Annotated in this window: 15 protein-coding genes; 5 read left to right on the top strand and 10 right to left on the bottom strand. The window is 71.1% G+C overall.

Going from position 1 to position 20,279, the window contains the following annotated elements; translation table 11 throughout:
- The first annotated feature begins 110 nt into the window (after positions 1-110).
- Entirely contained in the window at positions 111-782 is a 672-nt protein-coding gene (locus AC1DWR_RS17970; protein ID WP_477614966.1) for a glycosyltransferase family 2 protein, read from the top strand.
- Between the two features lie 24 nt (positions 783-806).
- On the top strand, positions 807-1,199 hold the full coding sequence (locus tag AC1DWR_RS17965) for a DUF2304 family protein (RefSeq protein WP_477614965.1): 393 nt from the start codon (positions 807-809) through the stop codon (positions 1,197-1,199).
- On the opposite strand, the gene AC1DWR_RS17960 is transcribed toward AC1DWR_RS17965, so the two are convergent.
- The 5 genes from AC1DWR_RS17960 to AC1DWR_RS17940 are packed head-to-tail and all read right to left on the bottom strand — an operon-like array spanning position 1,178 to position 6,605.
- A complete protein-coding gene (locus AC1DWR_RS17960) occupies positions 1,178-2,188 on the bottom strand; it encodes a glycosyltransferase (RefSeq protein WP_477614964.1) in 1,011 nt (336 codons plus the stop codon). The genes AC1DWR_RS17965 and AC1DWR_RS17960 overlap by 22 nt on opposite strands.
- A gap of 16 nt (positions 2,189-2,204) precedes the next feature.
- A complete protein-coding gene (locus AC1DWR_RS17955) occupies positions 2,205-3,020 on the bottom strand; it encodes a CDP-alcohol phosphatidyltransferase family protein (protein ID WP_477614963.1) in 816 nt (271 codons plus the stop codon).
- The gene (locus tag AC1DWR_RS17950; RefSeq protein WP_477614962.1) at positions 3,017-5,050 is read right to left on the bottom strand and encodes a DUF5941 domain-containing protein; all 2,034 of its coding nucleotides are present in this window, start codon (positions 5,048-5,050) and stop codon (positions 3,017-3,019) included. The genes AC1DWR_RS17955 and AC1DWR_RS17950 overlap by 4 nt, the downstream gene beginning before the upstream one ends.
- On the bottom strand, positions 5,047-5,796 hold the full coding sequence (locus AC1DWR_RS17945) for an ABC transporter ATP-binding protein (RefSeq protein WP_477614961.1): 750 nt from the start codon (positions 5,794-5,796) through the stop codon (positions 5,047-5,049). Before AC1DWR_RS17945 ends, AC1DWR_RS17950 begins: the two co-directional genes overlap by 4 nt.
- Positions 5,796-6,605: an ABC transporter permease gene (locus AC1DWR_RS17940; RefSeq protein WP_477614960.1), complete on the bottom strand. Its 810-nt coding sequence runs from the start codon at positions 6,603-6,605 to the stop codon at positions 5,796-5,798. Before AC1DWR_RS17940 ends, AC1DWR_RS17945 begins: the two co-directional genes overlap by 1 nt.
- Before the next feature lie 226 nt (positions 6,606-6,831).
- Between AC1DWR_RS17940 and AC1DWR_RS17935 the strand changes: the two genes are divergently transcribed.
- Together AC1DWR_RS17935 and AC1DWR_RS17930 are read left to right on the top strand one after the other, a co-directional pair.
- Positions 6,832-8,640, top strand: coding sequence for a CDP-glycerol glycerophosphotransferase family protein (locus AC1DWR_RS17935; protein ID WP_477614959.1), 1,809 nt, complete (start codon positions 6,832-6,834; stop codon positions 8,638-8,640).
- The gene (locus AC1DWR_RS17930; protein ID WP_477614958.1) at positions 8,637-10,400 is read left to right on the top strand and encodes a CDP-glycerol glycerophosphotransferase family protein; all 1,764 of its coding nucleotides are present in this window, start codon (positions 8,637-8,639) and stop codon (positions 10,398-10,400) included. The genes AC1DWR_RS17935 and AC1DWR_RS17930 overlap by 4 nt, the downstream gene beginning before the upstream one ends.
- Before the next feature lie 48 nt (positions 10,401-10,448).
- On the opposite strand, the gene AC1DWR_RS17925 is transcribed toward AC1DWR_RS17930, so the two are convergent.
- The 3 genes from AC1DWR_RS17925 to AC1DWR_RS17915 are packed head-to-tail and all read right to left on the bottom strand — an operon-like array spanning position 10,449 to position 15,437.
- Positions 10,449-12,341: a glycosyltransferase family 2 protein gene (locus AC1DWR_RS17925; RefSeq protein WP_477614957.1), complete on the bottom strand. Its 1,893-nt coding sequence runs from the start codon at positions 12,339-12,341 to the stop codon at positions 10,449-10,451.
- Between the two features lie 44 nt (positions 12,342-12,385).
- The gene (locus tag AC1DWR_RS17920; protein WP_477614956.1) at positions 12,386-13,879 is read right to left on the bottom strand and encodes an SDR family NAD(P)-dependent oxidoreductase; all 1,494 of its coding nucleotides are present in this window, start codon (positions 13,877-13,879) and stop codon (positions 12,386-12,388) included.
- 10 nt (positions 13,880-13,889) lie between these two features.
- A complete protein-coding gene (locus AC1DWR_RS17915; protein ID WP_477614955.1) occupies positions 13,890-15,437 on the bottom strand; it encodes a CDP-glycerol glycerophosphotransferase family protein in 1,548 nt (515 codons plus the stop codon).
- A 219-nt stretch (positions 15,438-15,656) separates the two neighbouring features.
- Here AC1DWR_RS17915 and AC1DWR_RS17910 point away from each other — a divergent pair, with 219 nt between their 5' ends.
- The gene (locus tag AC1DWR_RS17910) at positions 15,657-17,594 is read left to right on the top strand and encodes a DUF6541 family protein (RefSeq protein WP_477614954.1); all 1,938 of its coding nucleotides are present in this window, start codon (positions 15,657-15,659) and stop codon (positions 17,592-17,594) included.
- A 65-nt stretch (positions 17,595-17,659) separates the two neighbouring features.
- Here AC1DWR_RS17910 and AC1DWR_RS17905 read toward each other — a convergent pair whose 3' ends face one another.
- On the bottom strand, positions 17,660-18,685 hold the full coding sequence (locus AC1DWR_RS17905; protein ID WP_477614953.1) for a glycosyltransferase family 2 protein: 1,026 nt from the start codon (positions 18,683-18,685) through the stop codon (positions 17,660-17,662).
- Positions 18,682-20,250 (bottom strand): LCP family protein, encoded by a 1,569-nt coding sequence (locus AC1DWR_RS17900; RefSeq protein WP_477614952.1) that lies wholly within the window; start codon positions 20,248-20,250, stop codon positions 18,682-18,684. The genes AC1DWR_RS17905 and AC1DWR_RS17900 overlap by 4 nt, the downstream gene beginning before the upstream one ends.
- Between the last annotated feature and the right edge of the window lie 29 nt (positions 20,251-20,279).

Raw genomic sequence — 20,279 nt, 5'->3', positions numbered from 1 at the left:
GCTATCGGCAACGGTGCCCAGGGCACGCAGCCAGCCACCCGCGCCGGACCGGCGGCAGCGCAGCGTGGCGTTGGATCGAGTGGTCAGCCGAGCCGATACGCTGTGCTGCGATGGAGAATGATGACGTCTGGCTCGTGGTCCCCCTCTTCAACGAGGCGCAGGTCATCGGGGACGTGGTCCGTCATGCCCGTGAGACCTTTCCGAACGTCGTGTGCGTCGACGACGGGTCCAAGGACAACAGTGCTCAGGAGGCCGCCGCGGCCGGGGCTGTCGTCGTGCGACACCCCGTCAACCTCGGTCAGGGAGCGGCCCTCCAGACGGGCTTCGAGTATGCGCGCAGCGTCCCGGGCATGCGCTGGGTGGTCACCTTCGACGCCGACGGGCAGCACCAGACCTCCGACGTGGTGGAGATGCTCGACAAGGCCCGCGGCGAAGGGCTCGACGTCGTGTTCGGGTCGCGGTTCCTCGACAACCGCACCGATGCCGGCGCCCTGAAGAAGCTCGTCCTGCGCATGGCGGTGGGCTACACCAACCTCACCACGCACACGCGACTCACGGATGCCCACAACGGCCTGCGCGTCCTGTCGCGCGACGTGGTCGAGCGCATCGAGATCACCCAGAACCGCATGGCGCACGCCTCGGAGCTGGTCCAGCAGATCGGCGCCCTCGACGTGCGGTACGCCGAGAGCCCGGTGCACATCCTCTACACCGACTACTCCCGCGCCAAGGGGCAGTCCCTGTGGAACGCCGTGAACATCCTCGCCGAGCTGATTCTCCGATGAGCCTGCCGACCAGGAGCCTCTGACATGAAGATCGTGCTGATCCAGATCGTGCTGATCCTCGTGGTCCTGGCGGTGGCCGCGCGGCTGTTCCGCTCGCGCGGTGCCCGCGCCCAGGCCGTGCGGCGACTGGGGCTCCTGCTCTTCGCCGCCTTCGCCGTCGTCTCCATCCTGTTCCCCGACCTGTGGAACAAGATCGCCCGGGTGGCGGGGGTCGGACGCGGCACGGACATGGTGCTCTACGCGCTCGTCGTCGCCTTCCTCAGCTTCACCGTGACCACGTACCTGCGGTTCCGTGAGTTCGAGTCGCGCTACACCCGGCTCGCACGACGCCTGGCCCTGGACGAGACCCAACGGGACTTCCCGCAGCCCCCCGAGGGTGGTCGTGGCACGCTCGGTCAGCCGACCGACGAAGCCTGACGAACGCGCAACCGCGTCATCGCCCCCTGGGCGGCGTCGAGCAGTGTCGTGGCCGCCAGCCCGGCGCCGTCGCTGACCCGACCTCCGTGCAGCACCGCCGCGGCAACCTCCGTCACGTCCGAGCCACTCAGCTCCACCCCGGCTGGTCGGGGCGAGGAGTCCGTGGCGACGACTCGGGCGCCGGCCGCGAGGGCCTCTCGCACGACGACCGAGTCTCCGTCCCAGGCTGTCGGGCGCAGGAACACCCCCGTGCGGCGCAGCACCCCGTGGACCTCGTCCGGCGAGGAGTCGAAGCTCAGCTCGACCCAGGGCCGCCCGACGAGACGGGCGCGCAGGGCAGCCAGCTCGGGCCCGTCGTGACCGTAGGCCAGGACGCGGAGGCGGGCATCGGGCCAGACCTCACGGACCAGCGCCACGGCGTCGACGGCCAGCTCGGCACGGTAGTGCGCAAGCCCGGCGTTGGTCGCCACGGCGAGCAGGTGGGGGTCGCGAGCCGGGGCCTGCGCGTCGCCCTCACCGGCGGCCACTTGCTCCGCGGCGAACGGTGCGACCACCCTGACGCGACGGGCCAGGGACGCCGGAAGGCGTCGGCCGATCTCGTCGTTGACAGCCCAGATCTCGTCGTAGGCGCGCAGGACGAGCCTCAGCAGCCGCGCCTCCGAGGGGCGCATGGCATCGAGCTGACCGCCGACCGAACCGGAGTGGAGCACCAGCACGGTGCGTCCCGGGAGCACGGCGAACAGCGGTCCGAGGACGATCGCGCGCCACAGCCTGGTGATGTGGAACAGGTGCAGGGCACGTCGCCGCCACAGGTGCGGGAGGGCAGCCGCGGCACGCGCCGCCGACCCGGTGTCGACGTAGCGCACCCGATGGCCGGCAGCGGTCAGCTGTCGCGAGAGCTGGCGGTGGCTGGTGAGCACCCCACCGACCTCGCCGTCCTCCTGGGCCCACTGGAGCACCTGAACCCCTTGCGTACCAGTCGAATTCATGGCGACACCGCAGACCTCAGTCGAGCCGCGAGCTGGTGAGGACTCCCAGGAGATGACCCCCGGCCGTGATGATCGCCAGTGGAACCATGACGACCACCAGGACCTGAGTGCCGACCAGATCACCCCGCGTGACGTCCACGAGGCCGGCGACGAGGGCCAGGAGCGAGGCCTCGACCGCGACGAAGGCGCGGAAGATCGGCAGGTATCCCAGGGCACGACGGACCGCAGCCACACCCGAGACCTTGGACCGGGTCGTGGTGGCGACGTCCTCGAGCATGGGACGGCCGGTCTTGGCACGGGCCACGTGCACGAGATCGGTGAAGGCCTTGTTCAGCAGGACGAGGACCGCGACGAGCAGACCCAGGACGGTCCAGCCACTGACGTCGAGCGGATCGGACAGCGACCAGCCGTCGGCGCGCAGGCCCAGGGCGACAGGGATCGAGGCCTCCGTGAGGTAGTGCCCGACCCGGTCCAGGTAGATCCCGGCTGGGGAGAACCGCTGTCGCCATCGAGCCACCTCGCCGTCGCTGCAGTCGAGCAGGATCTGCAGCTGCATCGCGAGGACGCAGAGCAGCGGCCCGACCAGTCCGCCCAGGGGCAGGGCCAGGGCGCCCAGCACCCCCACCACGATCATCAGCCAGGTGACGCCGTTCGGCGTGATCCCGGTCGGCAGCATCGCCCTGGTGGCGTAGATCGAGAGGTGCCGGATGTACAGGGCGCCGGACCAGTGCTCCGCGTTGTAGCGCGCGATGTGCTCCGGAGGCTGGGCCACGGCACGCAGCTCGGCCATCGTCGGCCGGTTGTCCGTGGGGTCGTGGGCGAGCTGGCTCATGTCGGGATCCCACCACGCAGCGGATCTTCCTGGGCACCGATCCAGCGACGCCAGCCGAAGAACGACTCGGTGACGTAGGTGGCGAAGAGGGCCGCGGCCGCCACCCACAACATCGGAACCACGACTGCGGGTGCAACCGCGGCGACCACGAGCAGCACGACCAGTCGGCCATCGGTACCCAGCCCGACCCGCGCCAGCCAGCCAGCCGGGGCGGTCCCGGTGTCACGCAGCCGGTAGACCACGTCGTAGCGGTGGTAGGCCACCGCGGCGAGGTAGGCGAAGGCGGCTGCGGTCTGCTCGCCCAGCGTGTGGTGCACGAGCACGCCGACGACCAGGACCTCGGCCGCCCACAGTGCGGCTGGTGCCTGCCAGGCCAACGGGTGGTGGACCGGCGGCTGCCAGCCACAGGCCACGAGGGCACCGCCCAGGAGCGCCACAGTCGCCGCACTGCCGACCCTGTCGGCCCAGAGCAGGAGCGGCACCGCGACGACCAGGACGGTGGCACCCAGCACTCCCACCGCGAAAGGGGCCCGCCACAGCCTGCCCAGGAGGACGGCGATCGGACCGAGGTCGAGCTGCTCGTCGAGGCGACCCCTCACCGTGGCCCGCTCGGCCAGCGACCAGGTCGGGTCCCGGCGCGCGAGGACGGCGGCGAGCCGTCCACCCTGGGTCCAGGCGACGGCGAGGCCGACCGCGATGAGCAGCGTCCACAGCACCAGCATCGGACGGCCGGTCAGCAACGTGAGGGAGATGAGGAGGTAGCGCTCGGCAATCGGCATGTGCACGACCTTCTTCGCCCAGTGCACCGCCTGCGTGCGGCCCGTGGGCGGCCCGGCGAAGGTCGTCCGCGCCCCCTGCGGCGAAAGGTCGTGGGCTGACGTGACAGGGAGGACATCTGCGCTGCTGCGCCGCGAACCACGAAGCCTGTCCTCGTAGGCGTAGTCCTCGAGGTGTCGGAGCGTGACCACCGCCATCGCGGCCAGGGCAACGGGCCAGCCATCTGCCCCTTGGCGCACCGCGACCGACGCGACCGCCGCCAGCACGGCATACTCCTTGACCCTGTCGCCGACGGCATCGAGGAAGGCTCCCAGCGGGCTGAACCGCCTCGTGAACCGGGCGATCTCACCGTCCACACAGTCGACCACGAGGGCCACCAGCAGCAGGACCGCGGCAAGGGCCCACGCCCACCGGGCGCCGGTGGCGACGAGGAGCGCCGCGAGGATCCCGAAGGCCAGCGACACGACCGTGACGACGTTGGGTGTCCAGCCCATGCCGAGGCCCACCCCGGTGAGGCGCCGGGACAGCGGCCGCACCGCGAACGTGGAGAAGAAGCCGTCGCCACCGCGAGACGCACCACGCAGCCGCTGGCGCCACGGGTCGCCCGCTGCACCGTTCGCACGCACGCCGGTGCGCGCCCAGTCGAAGGGGCCCAGCGCACCCGCCTGCACGGCGAGGCCGCCGCGGACGAGCACGAGGGTGACCGCGGCAACCCGGTCTGCGCCCCAGCTCGGCTCGGCCGACGGTGCGGCGTCCCGGAGCAGCGCAGCCGCCCGTGACCGGTCGGCGGCCGCGACGCGCACGATTCCGGGAAGCGCGGAGGTGGGGTTGCCCGCGATGTGCGACGACGTGCCGACAGACTCGACCAGCTTGCCGTCGCGGCCGACGCGGCCGGGGGTCACGACGTCGACGCCCTCGACGAGCGCAAGGGGGTCGGCAACCAGTGCGGCCGTGTGCACTCCGGGCCTGTCGAGGAGGTCGAGCAACGCGACCCAGGAGATCTCGAGGTCGGCCGCCGCGATGACGGCGGGCCCGTCGTCGGCCTGTCCCAGCACATCGGCCAGCGTCTCGAACTGTGCTGCCAGGGTGGCCTCCGCCACCCGAACCAGAGCCGAGATCCCCAGTGCCGCAAAGACTTCCGCGACACCTTCTCCAGTCCCCGGACCGAGGAGGACAGCCAAGGCGCCGGCCGAGTAACCGTGGACGCTGCGGGCTGCGTCGTCGCCGACCGAGGGAGGCGAGGTACGGCTCACGCCCCGGCGTCCAGGTCGTGGTTGTAGCGGTCGAGCACGTCGAGCATCGGCCCGTCCATGAGCAGCTCGCCGCGCTTGAGGTAGAGGCCCCTGGTGCTGAACCGCTTGAGGTCGCCCTCCGAGTGGGAGACGAGGAACAGCGTGCGACCGTCGGCCAGCAGCGACTCCATGCGCTGGTAGCACTTCTCGCGAAAGGCCCGGTCACCCACCGCGAGGACCTCGTCGACCAGCACGATGGGTTCATCCAGGGTCGTGACGACGGCGAACCCGAGGCGCACCTTCATGCCCGAGGAGAAGTGCCGGTACGGCGTGTCCAGGCCATCGCGCACCTCAGGGCCGGCGAAGTCGACGATGTCGTCGAAGCGTGCCTCGACGTCGGACTTGGACAGGCCGTGCAGACCAGCGGTGAGGTAGATGTTGTCGCGGGCGGACAGCTCGCCCACAAAGCCACCCGTCAGCTCGATCAGGGGCGCGACACCACCACGGACGGTGACCGAACCCTCGTCAGGGAGCAGGACACCGGCGATCATCTTGAGCAACGTGCTCTTGCCGCCGCCATTGCCGCCCACGAGTCCCACTGCCTCACCGGCCTGGATGTCGAAGCTGATGTTGCGCAGTGCCCAGAAGGTTTCCTTGGCGGCTCCGCTGCGACCGTGGAAGAGCATCTCGCGCAGCTGCATCCGCCGCCGACGGGACCGGTAGAACTCGATTCCGAGGTCGTGCACGGAGATCACTGGATCAACCATCAGATCTCCTTGAGGACGGCGCGCTCGAGTCGGCCGAAGACCGAGACCCCGACGAACAGGAGGATGACCGACATCACCGCGGACACCCCGACGGCTTCCCACACGATGGGGTGCTTGTCGTGCGCGAACAGACCGGCCCGCATGATCTCCAGGATTCCGGTCATGGGGTTGAGCCAGGTGATCATGTCGTACGGCTTGGGCACCAGGCGGCTGGCATAGATCACGGGGGTGGCGTAGAAGAGCATCCGGATGACGATGCGGATGACGCGCTGGGTATCGGTCACCAGGGCGGTCACCGGAGCCAGGATCAGGCCGATGCCGATGAGCGCCACTGCCTGGATGACGATGCCGACCGGGAACAGCGCCAGCCAGCCGTTGAGGTGGACGTCGCCCTTGACCATGTACACGACGAGGAAGAAGAGCAGCACCGGCAAGGACAGCAGGTACTCGATCCCCTTGGACAGCACCACGCGGAGCACCCACATCTCGCGCGGCAGGTTGGTGGACCGCACCAGCTTCGCCTCCTGGATGAGGGAGCGCGACGTGTCCGTGAGCGAGCCCGAGAACCACTGCCACGACAAGAGCCCGACGACCAGGAAGAGGAAGTACGGCTCGTGACCGAGGTCCTTGCGCTTGAAGATGTAGACGAAGACGAGGAAGTAGATCAGCGACATCAACAGCGGATCGAGGATGGTCCAGAGGTAACCCAGGACGCTGCGCGAGTACCGCACACGCAGGTCGCGGATGACAAGGGTCCACAGCACGCTGCGCCTGGCCAGGATCGCCTGGGTGCGCGTGATGATCCTCATGTGTCCTGCCTGTCGTGGATGCGGGGGTGCCGGCACGATTCGTTCGCATCATCTCGCGTGCGATCCGACGACCGAGGGTACGCCACACCGCGCGGCCCCTTCAGTCACGCCGCCTCGAAGAGACGGCCTGCGACCCCGGTATCCTCGGCGCAGCGCTGGGGACACCATCCAGCGCCCCCCTACGCCCAGCCGCCCAGCCGCCCAGCCGCCCCGACGAACGGACACCATGACGCGCACGACCTCCGCCCTGCGCAGGCCCGACGTGCAGGTCAGCCTCGCCTGGGTGCTGAGCGCGGTCGTCATGGTGCTGGCGGCAGTCCTCGCGTGGGGCTGGGTGCTCGCGGTCGCGCTGGTCGTCAACTACCTGGCCGACGCCGCGTTCTACCGCGTCGACGAACGCGCAGTGACGTGGTTCAACGACCGCGAGATGGCACCCGTCAACCGGCACCTGCTCCGGGAGGGCGCAGCGCTCCTCGGCTGGGCGATGGTGCGCAGCCCCTCGGCCCTCGAGGTGACCGTCGCGCTGGCAGGGGTGGCGGTCGTCCACGGCGCCCACACGGCATACCGCATCATCGGGGCGCGCAACCGGCGGCGCCGGCGCGGTCGGGTGTGGTGGCGCGGGCTGGACGTCGGCGGCGCCGACAGCGGCCCCGAGATCCTGCCTCCCACGCTGCCCAGCCTGGGGCCGGTGGAAGGTGCCCAGTTCGCGCTCCACGTGGACGTGCCGCTCGTCGTCGGACTCTGGCTGTCGTGGACGCTCGGGGCGGCGTGGCCCGTCTGGGCAGCCTTCGTGCTCGTGGTGGGGGGAGCGGGGTTCGTGGTGCTGCGGGCGCTGGCGCGCCGTCGCCTGGTCGGTCGGCTCGCCACGCCGGCCCAGGAACGGTCAGGAGTCTTCGCCGCCCTGCAGGAGCTGGCGCCCGAGGTGGTCGTCTACTTCAGCGGCGGCCCCGACACGACCTACCAGCTCAACGTGTGGCTCGAGACCATCGACCGCATCGAGCAACCGACGGTCATCTTCATCCGCGAGAGCCTTCACCTCGATGCGCTGCTGCCGACCCGCACACCCGTCCTCGTCCTGCCCCGGGCCCAGGACGTCGAAGCCTTCCAGCTGCCGTCGATGCGGGTGGCGCTCTACCCGACGACCGTCATCAAGAACAACCACATGATCCGGTTGCGGGGGCTGCGGCACGTCTTCATCAACCACGGCGACGGCGACAAGTCGGTGACCTACAGCCCGCTGCACCGGGTCTTCGACGAGATCTGGGTCGCGGGTGCGGCAGCGCGCGACCGATACCTCCAGCGCGGCGAGGGCGTCCGCGCCGAGCAGCTGGTCACCGTCGGGCGACCTCAGCTGGCCAGCATCCAGGCGGTCCCTGACGGTGCCCGCGGCGCCTCCCCACTCACCGTCCTCTACGCCCCCACGTGGGAGGGCAACTTCGAGGGAGTCAACTACTCGTCGGTCGCGCCGATGGGCGTGGCCCTGGTCGATGCCCTGCTGCAGTCCGACCGTGACATCCGGGTGCTGTTCAAGGCCCATCCCGCGACGGGCACCCGACTCGACGCCGCCGCGACGGCCCGCGCCGACATCGAGCGCCGACTGTCCGGCGCGGGTCCGCACGAGGTCGTGGGAACCGAACCCGATGCCCTGTACCGGGCCTTCAACGACGCCGACGTGCTCATCGCCGACATCTCCAGCGTCGTCGCCGACTTCCTCGCGTCGCGCAAGCCCTACCTGGTCACCAACCCGAAGAACATCCCGCTGGCAGACTTCCGCCGGGAGTTCCCCAGCACTGCTGGAGGCGGGGTCGTCACCCTCGACCCGAACTCCGTGGTCGCCGCGATCGAGGACGCCGCCGGGGCGGACAGCCTGCGCCCGCGCCGTCTCGAGCTCGCCACGTACTTCCTCGGCGACCCCGTCAGCGATCCCATTGCCCGGTTCACCGACGAGGTGACTCGCGCCTGTCAGCGCAGCGAGGAGGCCCTCGCACGGACGGTGGCTGCTGCCCAGGCCGCGGCGCAGGAGGAGGACGCGTGAGGAAGTACCTGCCAGTCATCGGCATGCTCGGGACAGGGTTCGCCCTGCTCGTGCTGGCCCTGCCGGTCGCCGAGGCCTTCCCCCGCGTCGCCGCGGCGCTGTTCGCCGCAGGCACGCTCGTCGGTCTCGCGGGCGAGATGCTGGTGCGCGAGCGCGACGACGTGGCGGAGGCGCTGGAGGGGTTCGGCGCCGGCCTGTCCGTCCGCACCGGTCTGCGTGGACTGCTCCTCGGGGGGCTTGCCGTGACAGCGCTCCGCAGCGACGACGGAGGCTTCGTGGTCGTCGCGACCACCCTCATCGTGACCTGGCTGGCACGGCTCGCCATGCAGGTGCTGGTCGCCGATGCCGTCGGCCACCGCCTGTCCCCCGTCACCTGGCGCAACTTCGACGTGCCCGGTGTCGTCCGACATCCACCCCTGGCACCGCGCCTGCTCGCGGAGGCCCAGCGCTGGATCTCAGGGGCCACCCTGGCCCTGGTGGTCGGGGTACTGGTCCCGCTCGCTGGGGGTCCTGCCGGCGCCACGCGGGTTGCCGCATCTGTGGCCGTCCTGATCTGCGGGCTGTTCGTGTCGTTCGCGCTGGTCGACGCCTTGCGGGCACGCCGGGACACGCCCCACGAGAAGACGGTCGACCTGCTCGCCGCCGCACTGCGCGAGTCCGCACCCGAGGCGGTGTTCTACTACAGCCGTCCCGAAGCCGTCGGCTACATCGCGAACGTGTGGGTTCCGACCCTCGAGCGCATCGACCGCAAGGTCGTGATCATCGTGCGAGAGCCCTACAACGAGCCCCTTGTGGCGACCGAGACGCTCCCCGTCATCATGGTCAGCCGCCCAGGTGACATCGAGCGAGTCGTGCCATCGTCCGTGCGCATCGCCCTCTACCCGTCGAACGTCGCCACGAACAACCACCTGCTCCGTCTGCCCGGCATCGTCGACGTCTTCGTCGGCCACGGCGACAGCGACAAGGGCGGCAGCGCCACGGTCCTCACGAGGATCTTCGACGAGGCGTGGGTGAGTGGGCCCGCTGCCCGCGACCGGTATCGAGTGGCCGACGTCGGCGTGCGGGACGAGCAGGTGCGGGAGATCGGGCGTCCGCAGCTGGCGGAGATCCGCCGAGTCGCCGCGCCCCTCGCCGAGGACCACCACGGCGACGACGGCGACAGCACCTGGGAGTACACCGTGCTCTACGCGCCCACCCGTGAGGGATTCTTCGCCCAGTGGGAGTACTCCTCGATCCTCAGCCAGGGCCGGGTCATCCTCGAGACGCTGCTGGCCATGCCTGGCGTCCGCGTGCTGTTCAAGCCGCACCCCGGCACCGGCACCGACGACCCGGCCTTCGGCGACGAGGTCGAGGCGCTCAAGGACCTGGTGACCGCCGCCGGGGCCCCGCACGAGGTCGTCACCGGCTCGGAAGGCCTCTACCAGGCCTTCAACCGCGCCGACCTGCTGGTCAGTGACATCTCGAGCGTCATCACGGACTTCCTGGCCTCGGGCAAGCCGTACGTCGTGACCCGCTTCGGCACCGCTTCGGACGACCGCTTCCGGCTCGAGTTCCCCTCGGCCGGCGGTGCCTACATCCTCAGCGGCGACGGCAGCGACATCGCCGAGCAGGTCCGGGACGCCCGCGACGTCGACTCGCTCAGCGCAGTCCGCGCCACGACCGCGGCGTACCTGCTGGGTGACCAGACGGGCGACCCGGTGGCGCGCTTCGACCGAGCCTTCGACGACGCCGTTGCCGCGTGGGGCCGAGTCACCGCCTGAAGGGCCGGGTCACCGCCTGAAGGGCGGCGTCAACGGCTGAGGGCCGCGTCAGCGCTTGAGAGATCGGCGGGCGCGGGCGGCCAGGCGGGTCAGGCGCTCGACCGTGGTCGGTCCCGCGGTGGCCCTGCGGGTGCTGACTCCGAGCGGCGAGACCACGACCACTTCGAGCAGTCGCACGGCACCCCACGGTCCCGGCGCCGACAGGGTCAGCTCGTACGTGCCTGGGCGCAGCTGGTCACCCTCCGGAGCGGTGGCCACCCAGGTGGGACCACCCTCCGTGGCGACCTTCCACGAGGTGCGGTGTCCGTCGGCGCGACGCAGCCCCAGACTCCCCTGGCCGCTGGCCCCGGCGAGATGGACGTTGGGGGCGATCTCGACGGTGGTGCGTGAGGCCGACCGCACGGCGGACTTGGCGAGCAGGGTCCGCGCGCGGTCCTTGGGGATGCCGACGTTGAGGCTGAGGTTGCGGTGCGGGTCGGTGTCAAACCGCTCGACGAGCCGTCCACCCGGCTCCACGAACAGGTCCGGCACCCGGAGTCCGTCGCGGCGGTCTGCGCCCATCCGCTGCTGCCGGGCCCACCCGAAGCAGCCGAGCCGGAGGTAGAAGTCCTGCTTGCCGGAGCGCAGCGGCGAGCCACCCGCGGCGGTCGCGGGGTCGACCGTCGCGGTCCCCCGCCACACCACCTGCTTGCCGCTCCCACTCGGCTCCAGGGAGACCTCCAGTGGGGCGGGCAGGAACCACTCGTCACGCAGGTCGCGGTGGCGCAGGACGACGTCGCCGTATGCCGCGTCGACCTGGTCGTCGACGCGCCGCTCCTCGTCGGTGGCGGCGTCGCCGACCACAGCCCTGGGCAGGTAGAGCTTTCCGTCGCGGGACTCGAGGACGAGCGGACTGCCCCGATGGGTCAGTCGCACCTCGACGTCCACCTCGAAGGTGGAGCCGACCGTGCGCATACCGGTGAGGACCGCGAGCGCCTTGACGGCGTTGTACTCACGCGCGAGGGCGAGGATCTGCTCCCGGTCTCCACCGCGGACGATGCCGGCCCGCACGCGCATGGCGGCGCCCATGCCCTGGTCGACCGTGAGCGGGAAACGCTCCTCGAGCAGGGCACGGACCTCTCGCAGCAGCGCCTCGAAGAAGTCCTCGGGGTGCTTGAGAACCTTGCCGCCGCCCAGGCGACCGAGCAGCTCGACGCGCAGGAAGCGGCGGTAGAAGTGGTCGCGCTCCTCGCCGGGCTCGGTGTGCGCGTCGACGACGTCGAGCACCTCGCGGAGGTTGGCGTAGTAGATGGCCGGGTCGAAGCGCTTCGAGCCGGCGTTGCCGCCGTCGGGTCGGCGCAGGTAGCGGTAGCAGACGTAGTCGCCGACGATGGTCGCCGCCTTGGCCTGGAAGTAGGCCTTCGCCATGTAGAGCTGGTCCTCGAGGCGCCGGGCGCCCTCGGGGTAGCGGATCCCCTTCTCGCGCAGGAACTCCGCGCGGAACATCTTGTGCGGGGTGAGGCTCTCCATGAGGGGTGCGTCGAACACGGTGCAGGACGGGCGATGGGTGCGGTAGACCTCGTGGTTGACCCCCCGGAAGTCACTGATGACCTTGCCCAGCACGACGTCGGCGCCGTGGGCCGCAGCCAGGGTGTGCATCCGCTCGAGGGCTTCGGGCTCCATCGTGTCGTCCTGGTCCACGAACATGACGTAGTCGCCCTTGGCCTGGTCCGCCCCGATGTTCCGTGGCTTCCCCGGCCAGCCCGAGTTGGGGATCGGGATCACCGTCACCTGGGGGTGCTTGGCAGCGACGGCACGCAGTTTCGCCAGGGAGTCGTCGGTCGAACCGTCGTCGACGAAGATGAGCTCGAGCTCCTCGGCGGGCAGGGTCTGTCCGAGCAGGGACTCGATACAGGGGTCGATGTACGGTCCCGGGTTGTACACCGGCACGACCACGCTCACCTTTACCGACACTGGACTCCCTCTCGTTGCAACGGGTTCGTGCCCTAGGAGCGGTCGCTACCGCTGGCCGACTCGGCGTTCTCGGGCATCTCGTCATGCGGTTCTGTCTGGTGCATGTCGTCAGCCAGGGCCGACGTCAGCTCGTGGGTCGAGAACGGGTCGGCGCGACGGATGTCGATGACGTGACCGGTCAGCTCGGACACCAGCACTCGGAGGGCAGCCCTCGCGACGGTCTCGGAGTCGAGGAGGCTGTCTGCCGGCTCCTGACCGAAGGCCTTGGTGCGCATGGGAGTTCCGGTGCGCTCAGGGTTGACGCAGTTGACCCGGACGCCACTGGAGGCCCACTCGTCCGACAGCGCCTGGGTCAGGTTGACCGTGGCGGCCTTGGCCGAGGAATAGAGGCTGTAACCCGAACGACCGCGGGTGTAGGAGCTGGAGGTGAACAGGAGCAGGGCTCCCCCCGCCTCGCGCAGGTAGGGGTAGAACTCCTGGGCGATCAGGATCGGTGCGATGTAGTTGACCTCGGTGGCCGCGTAGATCGTCTCCTCCGTCGTCTCCTCCAGGGTCCCCCGCGGGAGGACCCCAGCGGTGTTGACCACGAAGTCCACGCGGCCGGTTTCCTCGAGGACCTTCTGGCGTGCAGCCACGACGTCGGCCCTGCGCTCCACGTGGGTGCGGGTGCCGGAGCGGCTGAACGAACGCACCGTGGCCCCGAAGCGCTCGGCCAGGGTCACGATGTCGGCGCCGATGCCGTAGCTGCCCCCGAAGACGACCATCGTCTTGCCGCGCAGCACCTCACCGAACTCGTCGTCGGTGTGGTCCTCGGGCAGGTCGTGGCTGGTGAGCTGGAAGAGCTTGTCGGCGAGGTAGACGTCGATCGGCTCGGTGACCTTCATGTTGCGCTCGTCGCCCGCCACGACGGCGATGGGCACATCGGGGAGGTACCGCAGCACGACGGTGCAGTCATCCGTCGCCGCGAAGTTCGGGTCGCGGGACGCCAGCTCGTAGGCCCGGGAGATCACCGACCGGCGGAAACCCTGGGGCGTCTGGCCGCGACGCAGCTCCGAGCGCTTGAGGACGTCGCTGATCTCGCTCTCGTCGGTGACGGAGATGATCGTGTCCGCCGAGGGGATGGCGGTGTCGACCGCTTCGTGGGTCTTCAGGGCGGCCACGCAGTCGGCGATGATGCGCTGGCTGAGCAGGGGCCTCACGGCGTCGTGGAACAGGACGTTGCACTCCTCGGAGCCGAGGGCCTGCAGGGCCCGGCCCGTGGTGCCGTTGCGGGTGTCGGCGCCCTCGAGGATCTGGGTCACCTTGGAGTAGCCGCCGGTGGCGACGATTGCGCGGACCGGGTCGAGGTGGCCGGGCGTCATCATCACGATGATCTCGTCGACGAGGGGACTGCTGTCGAGCGCCTCGATCGTGTGCTCGATGATCGGCCGACCGGCGATCTTGATGAGCTGTTTGGGGATGCTGAGCCCGACCCTGCTGCCGACTCCACCCGCGAGGACCACGGCCACCGTGCGCAACTCTGTCACGGACGCGACCCTACCGGCTGGCAGGTGTCTGACCGGCAGGCGGCTGGGCTCGGTCGAGGATTTCCAGCACCGCCTCGCCGAACGCGCGGTCCCCGTCAGCGCCCACGTAGCGGGCGCGCACGGCGGCGCGCTCCTGCTTCAGCGGATCAGCCCCGAGCAGTTCCGCGAGCACCTCGTCGAGGTTGGCGAGATCGGAGGCCACCAGGTATGCCGCGTCGGCGACCGGGTTGCGCTGCCTGAAGGTCGAGAGGTCGGCGTCGGCGATGATCGCCAACGGCTTGTCCGCGGCGAGGAACTCGGTCACCACGCTGGACAGGTCGGCCACCATGACGTCGGCGCGGTTGGCCGACGCGGCGAACGGTTCGTCGAGCCCGACCACGTGGGACCTTCCGGTCACGCGGGCGTCCTCGAGGAGCAACTGCTCGATCGCGCTGACGAGGACGGCCTCGGCGGGACGCGAGCGCGAGAACGGATGGGGCCGGAAGACGACGGCGCCCGGTCGGCGCAGCAGGCTCGTGACGAGCCGGACTCCCTGTCGCAGAGACGAGTACGACGAGTCGTCGTTGTAGCCCTGCCACGTCGGCGCGTAGAGGATCGTCGGCGCTGCGAGCTCCGCGACCGGCCGCTGGGCGCGCAGGACGGCGGCCGACTGGGGGCTGCCCACGACCACGAACTTGCCGGCGGGCACCTGGACGCCGTGCCGCGCGTACCGCTCGATGGCGGCCTGGCCCGAGACGAAGATCCGGTCGTACATCGCGTGCGCGGGGTGGTGTGACAGGGCCTTGTCGGACTCCCCGTGCCCCAGGTAGACGTGGGTGAGCTGGCGGTAGGTGACGAAGTCGGCGTTGGCCGCGACGCTGTTGACGTAGAAGGCCGCTCGCAGGCTCGGCACGACGACGTTGTCGAGGTCACGCCAGGCGGGGCAGGCGAGCACAGGCACCTCCGCCACTCCCCCGAGCGCCGCCAGGGCCACCGGGTCGCGGGTCGCGACCACGAACCGGCGATCGAGGGCGCGCAGGTGCGGCAGCCACATGTCCAGCTGGTAGGCGCCGCCCCGACGGGCGGTGTAGAGGACGAACTCGGGTGCGTAGGCAGCCAGCGCCTCACGCACGGCTGCGCCCCGGGCCCGCCGCCCGGCATACGCAGCCACCAGCTGCAGCCCGGCAGCCAGCAGCACGGCTGCCTGGACGGCGGCGGCCACCGCCACCACGCCGGGCGACCAGCGCGCAGCGACGGCCAGCGCCAGCAGGAGCAGCGCGGAGAGGGCGGCCGGGACGACGCCACTCACCCACGACACGTCGGGGTCGGCGTAGCCCGGCAGCTGGACCGCCCGGGGAGTCGGGAGCAGCCGACGGGCCAGCGTCTCACCGGCGGTGCTGAGGAGGATGACGGCCACCGGCCACCAGACCACGACGTCGTGGGGGCGCCTCGCGAGGTAGCCCACGGTGAGGGCGACGACGACCAGCACCCGGGTCATGGCCAGCCATCCCGGAAGGAACGGACCGGACGAGAGACCGCTGCCGACCGCGGTGCGCAGGAGGGCGCGCCAGGACTTCATCGAAGGCACCAGTCGCCGCGAGGCGCGTCGGGCATGCGGTTCTTCCTCGAGGGGAGCAGGGGCAATGCAGCATAGCCGCCGGCACCCTCGGCCCGGGTGGCGACGACGAGGTCGGCCAGACCCCGCTCGTATGCTGTCCGCCATGACCCGACCGACGCGCCCGCCCGGCCGCCACGCCTTCCGAAACCGCGGAATCGTCGACCTGGCGACGCGACCCTGATGGGGCTGGGAAGCACCACCTGGCTGGAAGCCCTTCCGGTCGTCCTGGTCGCCACGGTGCTGCTGGTCGTCCCCGGAGCCCTTGGCGCCCGGCTCACCGGGCTGCGGTGGCCGACCGCCCTCGCCGTCGGGCCCCTGCTCGGCACGACGACCATCGCGCTGGCCGGCGTCGCAGCGGCGACGGCGGGCGTCTCGTGGGGCGCCCTGCCCCTGGTGTCCGGCTTCCTCCTCCTGGTCGGCGCGTGCGCCATCGTGGGGCGGCTGCTGCGCTCACGCCCCGAGGTCGGCGACGACGGCAGCCTGTGGTCGTTGCTGGTCGGGGGGACCGTGTCGGCCGTGGTGGTTGCCCTCGTCGTCCTGCCGGTCAGCGGTCGGCCGACCACGTTCCCCCAGAGCCCCGACACGATCTTCCACCTCGGGACCATCCAGTGGATGCTCGAGCGGGGTGACGTCTCCACGCTCCACGCCGGGGGTTTCGCCGCCTCCGGCGCCGGCGGTTTCTACCCCGCGGCCTTCCACGCCGTAGCCGCGACGGTGGCCCAGCTGACCGGCAGCACGCCCGTCGTGGCGGCCTCCGCGACCAGCCTCGTCCTGGCCGCAGTCGTGTGGCCGCTCGGACTCATGCTGCTCGCCCGCCGGGTGCTGGGCACCGGCTGGTGGCCGACCCTGGCCGCCTCCCTCGCCGCCGTGGCGTTCTCCGGTTATCCGTTCTGGATGGAGGGGTACGGCGTCCTGTGGCCCAACCTCTACGGCCAGGCCCTGCTGCCGGGCGCGCTCGCGCTCCTGGTCGTCGTGGTCGATGGGCCGGTCCGGGCCCGCTCGGCGCTCGTGGGGACCGCCGCCCTTCCGGGCCTCGCGGCGGCGCACCCGAGCGCGTTGATCGCCTTCTTCCTCCTCGGCACCCTGGCCGGGGTTGCCGGACTCGTGCGCGGCGCCTGGCGGCAGCGACGGAGGAACGCCCGCGCCGCCGTCGGCCTCGCCGGCGCGGCCCTCGGGGTGCTGCTCGTGGCAGCCCTGATCTGGGTGGGCGCGACCTGGGTGTCCACGGCGATGCGCGCCTCCAACGGGCCCGGTCCGGAGATGTCCGTGCACGACGGGTTGATCGACGTCGCCTTCTTCGCCCCGAGGAACCTGCTGCCGGTGTGGGGCGTCGGTCTGGCGGTGGCTGTCGGCGGCCTCGTGCTGCTCGTGCGGAGGTCGCACGTGTGGCTCGTGCTGGCGCACGGCGGGGTCCTCGCGCTCTACCTCGCGATCACCCTGGTCGACACGCCGCACACGCGCTGGTTCACCTGGCCCTGGTACAACAACTCGCCAAGGCTCGGAGCACTCATGGTGCTCACCGGGGCGGTCCTGGCCGCGGCGGCGCTGACCGGGGTCACCGAGCTCGTCGTGGCCGCCATCCGCCGTGGCCGACCACGCACCCAGCCCACGCCGGCGATCGCCGCCGTCGTGGCCGTCGCGTTCGTGGCCGGGACGGCCGGGCTCGGGCTGCACTCGCATCGCGAAGCCCTGCGCCCCTTCTTCGTCACCAGCGGTCGCGGCGCCTGGGTGTCCAAGTCCAACCTCGACGCCCTGCGCACCCTGGGGGCCAAGGTGCCGCCGGGCGATGTGGTGGCGGCCAACCCGTGGCGAGGTGGCACCTACCTCTATCTCACGAGTGACCGGTCACTGCTCTTCCCCACCGAGAAGTCGTGGACCGAAGGCGACCGCGCCCTTCTCGGTCGCAAGCTCGACGAGGTCTCGAACGACCCCGAGGTGTGCACGGCAGCCCGCCGGCTGGGCGTCACCCACGTCCTCGCGGGAGGCAGGTCGAAGACGGGGAGCGCGTACCAGAAACGACTCTACGAAGGCATCGACGCGGTTCCCGACGCCCCTGGGTTCACCGTGGTCGGCAAAGCCGGGGACTACACGCTCTACCGCCTCGACGCCTGCCGCTGAGCCGTCCGCCGGCACCCGCGAGGCGTGGCGCCGCGCGGTGCCGGCCCCACGGCATACGCGACCGCTCAGGTGTCGATCCGCACGCGGCTGGACAGGAAACCCCAGCCCCAGCACAGGTGCATGGTGGGCAGGATGACCGGCAGCCACAGGCGGTCCGCCAGGTGCAGCCGCGAGTCGCGGACCGACAGCCCGCCCACGGTGATGACGGCGAGGTATGCCGCGGGCACCAGCCACAGGGGCCACCAGACGAAGCCCCCCACGAGCCCGGCGAGGATTCCGACGAGCGCCGCCGGAGGCGCGAGGTAGCGCGCGTTGATCGTGCCCGCGTGGGTGCGGGCCACGACCCGGCGCCAGCGGCCGTAGTCGCGGTACTGCCGGCCCAGTGCCCGGAGGGTCGGCCGCGGGCGGTAGGCCACCCGGAGCCGGGGCGAGAACCAGACCAGCCCGCCTGCCTCCCGGATCCGGTGGTTGAGCTCCCAGTCCTGGGCGCGGACGAAACGCGGGTCGTAGCCGCCCAACCTGCTGAGCCACTCACGCCGGAACACGCCGAGGTAGACCGTGTCGGCCGGCCCGGCCTCGCCACCGGTGTGGAACCGGGCAGCTCCCACGCCGAGCCTGGAGGTCATGGCTGCGGCAACGGCCCGCTCGAACGACGTGACGCCCTCGGCGTCCATCAGGCCACCGACGTTGGCTGCCCCCGTCTCGGTCAGGAGGCTCACCGCGGTGCTGACGTAGTCGCGGTCCAGCACGCCGTGCCCATCGACCCGGACGACCACGTCGACCTCGTCGAGCGCGCCCAGGGCGGCGTTCAGCGCCTCCGGGGTGCGACCCGACGGGTTGCCTACGCTCCGCACCCGGGGTTCGCGATCGGTGATGCCCCGTGCGATCTCGTCGGTGCGGTCGTGGCTGGGTCCGAGCGCGAGGACCAGGTGGACGGGGCCGTCGTAGTCCTGCCCCAGCACGGCGTCCACCGCTTCCTCGAGGTGCCGCTCTTCGTTGAGGATCGGCATCACCACTCCGACGCTGGGCAGCGACGGCAGCGGCGCCAAGGGGGCCGTGCGGAGCGGTTCGTCGGGCGGCGTACTCGTCATGAGGAGGATGAGCATACGGAGGAGAGATCGCTCTCCGCCGCGTTCCCCGCCGCCTTGGCCGGGTCCTGGACGGCCGTGCCCGGCTGGTGCCTGGGCTTGACCACGGGCCGGGGGGCGGCCGGCGCCTTGCTCTTCGAGCTGGTACTGCCCGCCTTCTCCGACGCGGCGATGGTGGACCGGACCGTCGAGGTGACCACGGAGGGGTCGTAGTCCCACGGCTTGATCAGCGGCGGGACGAAGTTGACGCCGCGGATCTTCTGCGAACGCGTCTTGATGGCCAGGTCGGCGAAGCGCCCGAGCTCGGACTGGGGCAGGTCGGTCTCGATCAGCCCGGCGCTGGCCGAGGCGATCTTCTGGAAGCGCAGCAGGACCGTCTGGGGGTCGAGCTGGCTGGCCATCGCCGTGGTGACGCACCGCTGCCTGGCCATCCGCTCGTAGTTGGTCGACCCCTGGCGGGAGCGGGCGTACCAGAGGGCGTGGTACCCGTCGAGGTGCTGGTGACCGGGCTCGATCCACCCGACGATGGGCGAGGTGCCCCCGCCGATCGGGGTGCGGTGCTTGACGGTGATGTCCAGGCCGCCGACGGCGTCGACCATCTGGCGGAAGCCCTTGAGGTCGATCATCACGTAGTAGTGCACCTCCAGACCGCTGAGCGCCTCGACCGCCTCGCGGGTGGCGACGATGCCCGGATCGCGGGTTCCCGCGGGAAAGAGCGCAGCGTGCTCCTGCCCCCAGGTGTAGAGGCCGTTGAGCAGGCACTCGTCGCCGCAGTTCCAGCCCTCGGGCATCAGCCGAGCCATGGTGGAACCGGGGCGGAAGTTGATGTTCTCCGTGTCGCGGGAGAAGCCGAAGGTCACCGCCCGGCCGGTCTTCTCGTCGAGGCTGACCAGCTGGATGCTGTCCGGCCGGGTGCCGACCCGGTCGCGGCCGGAGTCGGCCCCGAGGAGCAGGATGTTGTACCGCCCGTTCGTCGACGCGATCGCGCTGTTGCCCTGGAACATCGCCCCCAGGGCCTCGCGCCCGGCACCTACGGTCTGCGCGGCATACACGAGGCCGCCCGAGGTGACCACGAGCAGCGCGGCCGTCAGCCCGGTGAGCCAGCGCCGCGAGGCGGCGACGAGCCCGTTGGGGCGACCCAGCCGCCAGGCGTCCACGAAGAGCACCGCCCACAGGACGGCGAAGCCCGTGAGCACCCACTGCAGGCCGAGCATCAGCCAGGGTCGGCCGACCAGCCCGAGGGCCGTCGACCGGCTCGCCAGGAAGAGCAGCCCCACCGCGACGACGAGCGTGACCATGGTCAGCCACACCCGCAGACCCAGGCGTCCGAGCCGACGGTTCCCCGCCACGAGCTGCGCGGCGCCCGGGAGCACCAACGTCAGGGCGACCAGGGTGAACGCCCGCCGTCGTCGCATCCGGGGGCTGGCCGGGGTGGCATCGCCCAGTCGGCGACCGGGGCCTCCCGACAGGTAGACGCCGTCAGCCGGCCAGCCCGAGGGCGACGGCCGGGGCCCGGTCGCGCGGCGAGGGACGACCAGTCCCGGGTCGGCAACGGTCGGGCGGCTCATGGTGCATCAGTATGGGACGCAACAGGTGA

Source organism: Pedococcus sp. P2_E2 (genome assembly GCF_056403955.1).
The sequence above is the reverse complement of the archived record's forward strand: the minus strand, read 5'-3'. Positions and strand labels throughout refer to the sequence as shown.

Bases quoted from the DNA above. Each gene is read 5' to 3' on its own strand.
- AC1DWR_RS17970 (WP_477614966.1), top strand. From the start codon at position 111: ATGGAGAATGATGACGTCTGGCTCGTGGTCCCCCTCTTCAACGAGGCG.
- AC1DWR_RS17965 (WP_477614965.1), top strand. From the start codon at position 807: ATGAAGATCGTGCTGATCCAGATCGTGCTGATCCTCGTGGTCCTGGCG.
- AC1DWR_RS17960 (WP_477614964.1), bottom strand. From the start codon at position 2,188: ATGAATTCGACTGGTACGCAAGGGGTTCAGGTGCTCCAGTGGGCCCAG.
- AC1DWR_RS17955 (WP_477614963.1), bottom strand. From the start codon at position 3,020: ATGAGCCAGCTCGCCCACGACCCCACGGACAACCGGCCGACGATGGCC.
- AC1DWR_RS17945 (WP_477614961.1), bottom strand. From the start codon at position 5,796: ATGGTTGATCCAGTGATCTCCGTGCACGACCTCGGAATCGAGTTCTAC.
- AC1DWR_RS17940 (WP_477614960.1), bottom strand. From the start codon at position 6,605: ATGAGGATCATCACGCGCACCCAGGCGATCCTGGCCAGGCGCAGCGTG.
- AC1DWR_RS17935 (WP_477614959.1), top strand. From the start codon at position 6,832: ATGACGCGCACGACCTCCGCCCTGCGCAGGCCCGACGTGCAGGTCAGC.
- AC1DWR_RS17915 (WP_477614955.1), bottom strand. From the start codon at position 15,437: ATGAAGTCCTGGCGCGCCCTCCTGCGCACCGCGGTCGGCAGCGGTCTC.
- AC1DWR_RS17910 (WP_477614954.1), top strand. From the start codon at position 15,657: ATGGGGCTGGGAAGCACCACCTGGCTGGAAGCCCTTCCGGTCGTCCTG.
- AC1DWR_RS17905 (WP_477614953.1), bottom strand. From the start codon at position 18,685: ATGACGAGTACGCCGCCCGACGAACCGCTCCGCACGGCCCCCTTGGCG.
- AC1DWR_RS17900 (WP_477614952.1), bottom strand. From the start codon at position 20,250: ATGAGCCGCCCGACCGTTGCCGACCCGGGACTGGTCGTCCCTCGCCGC.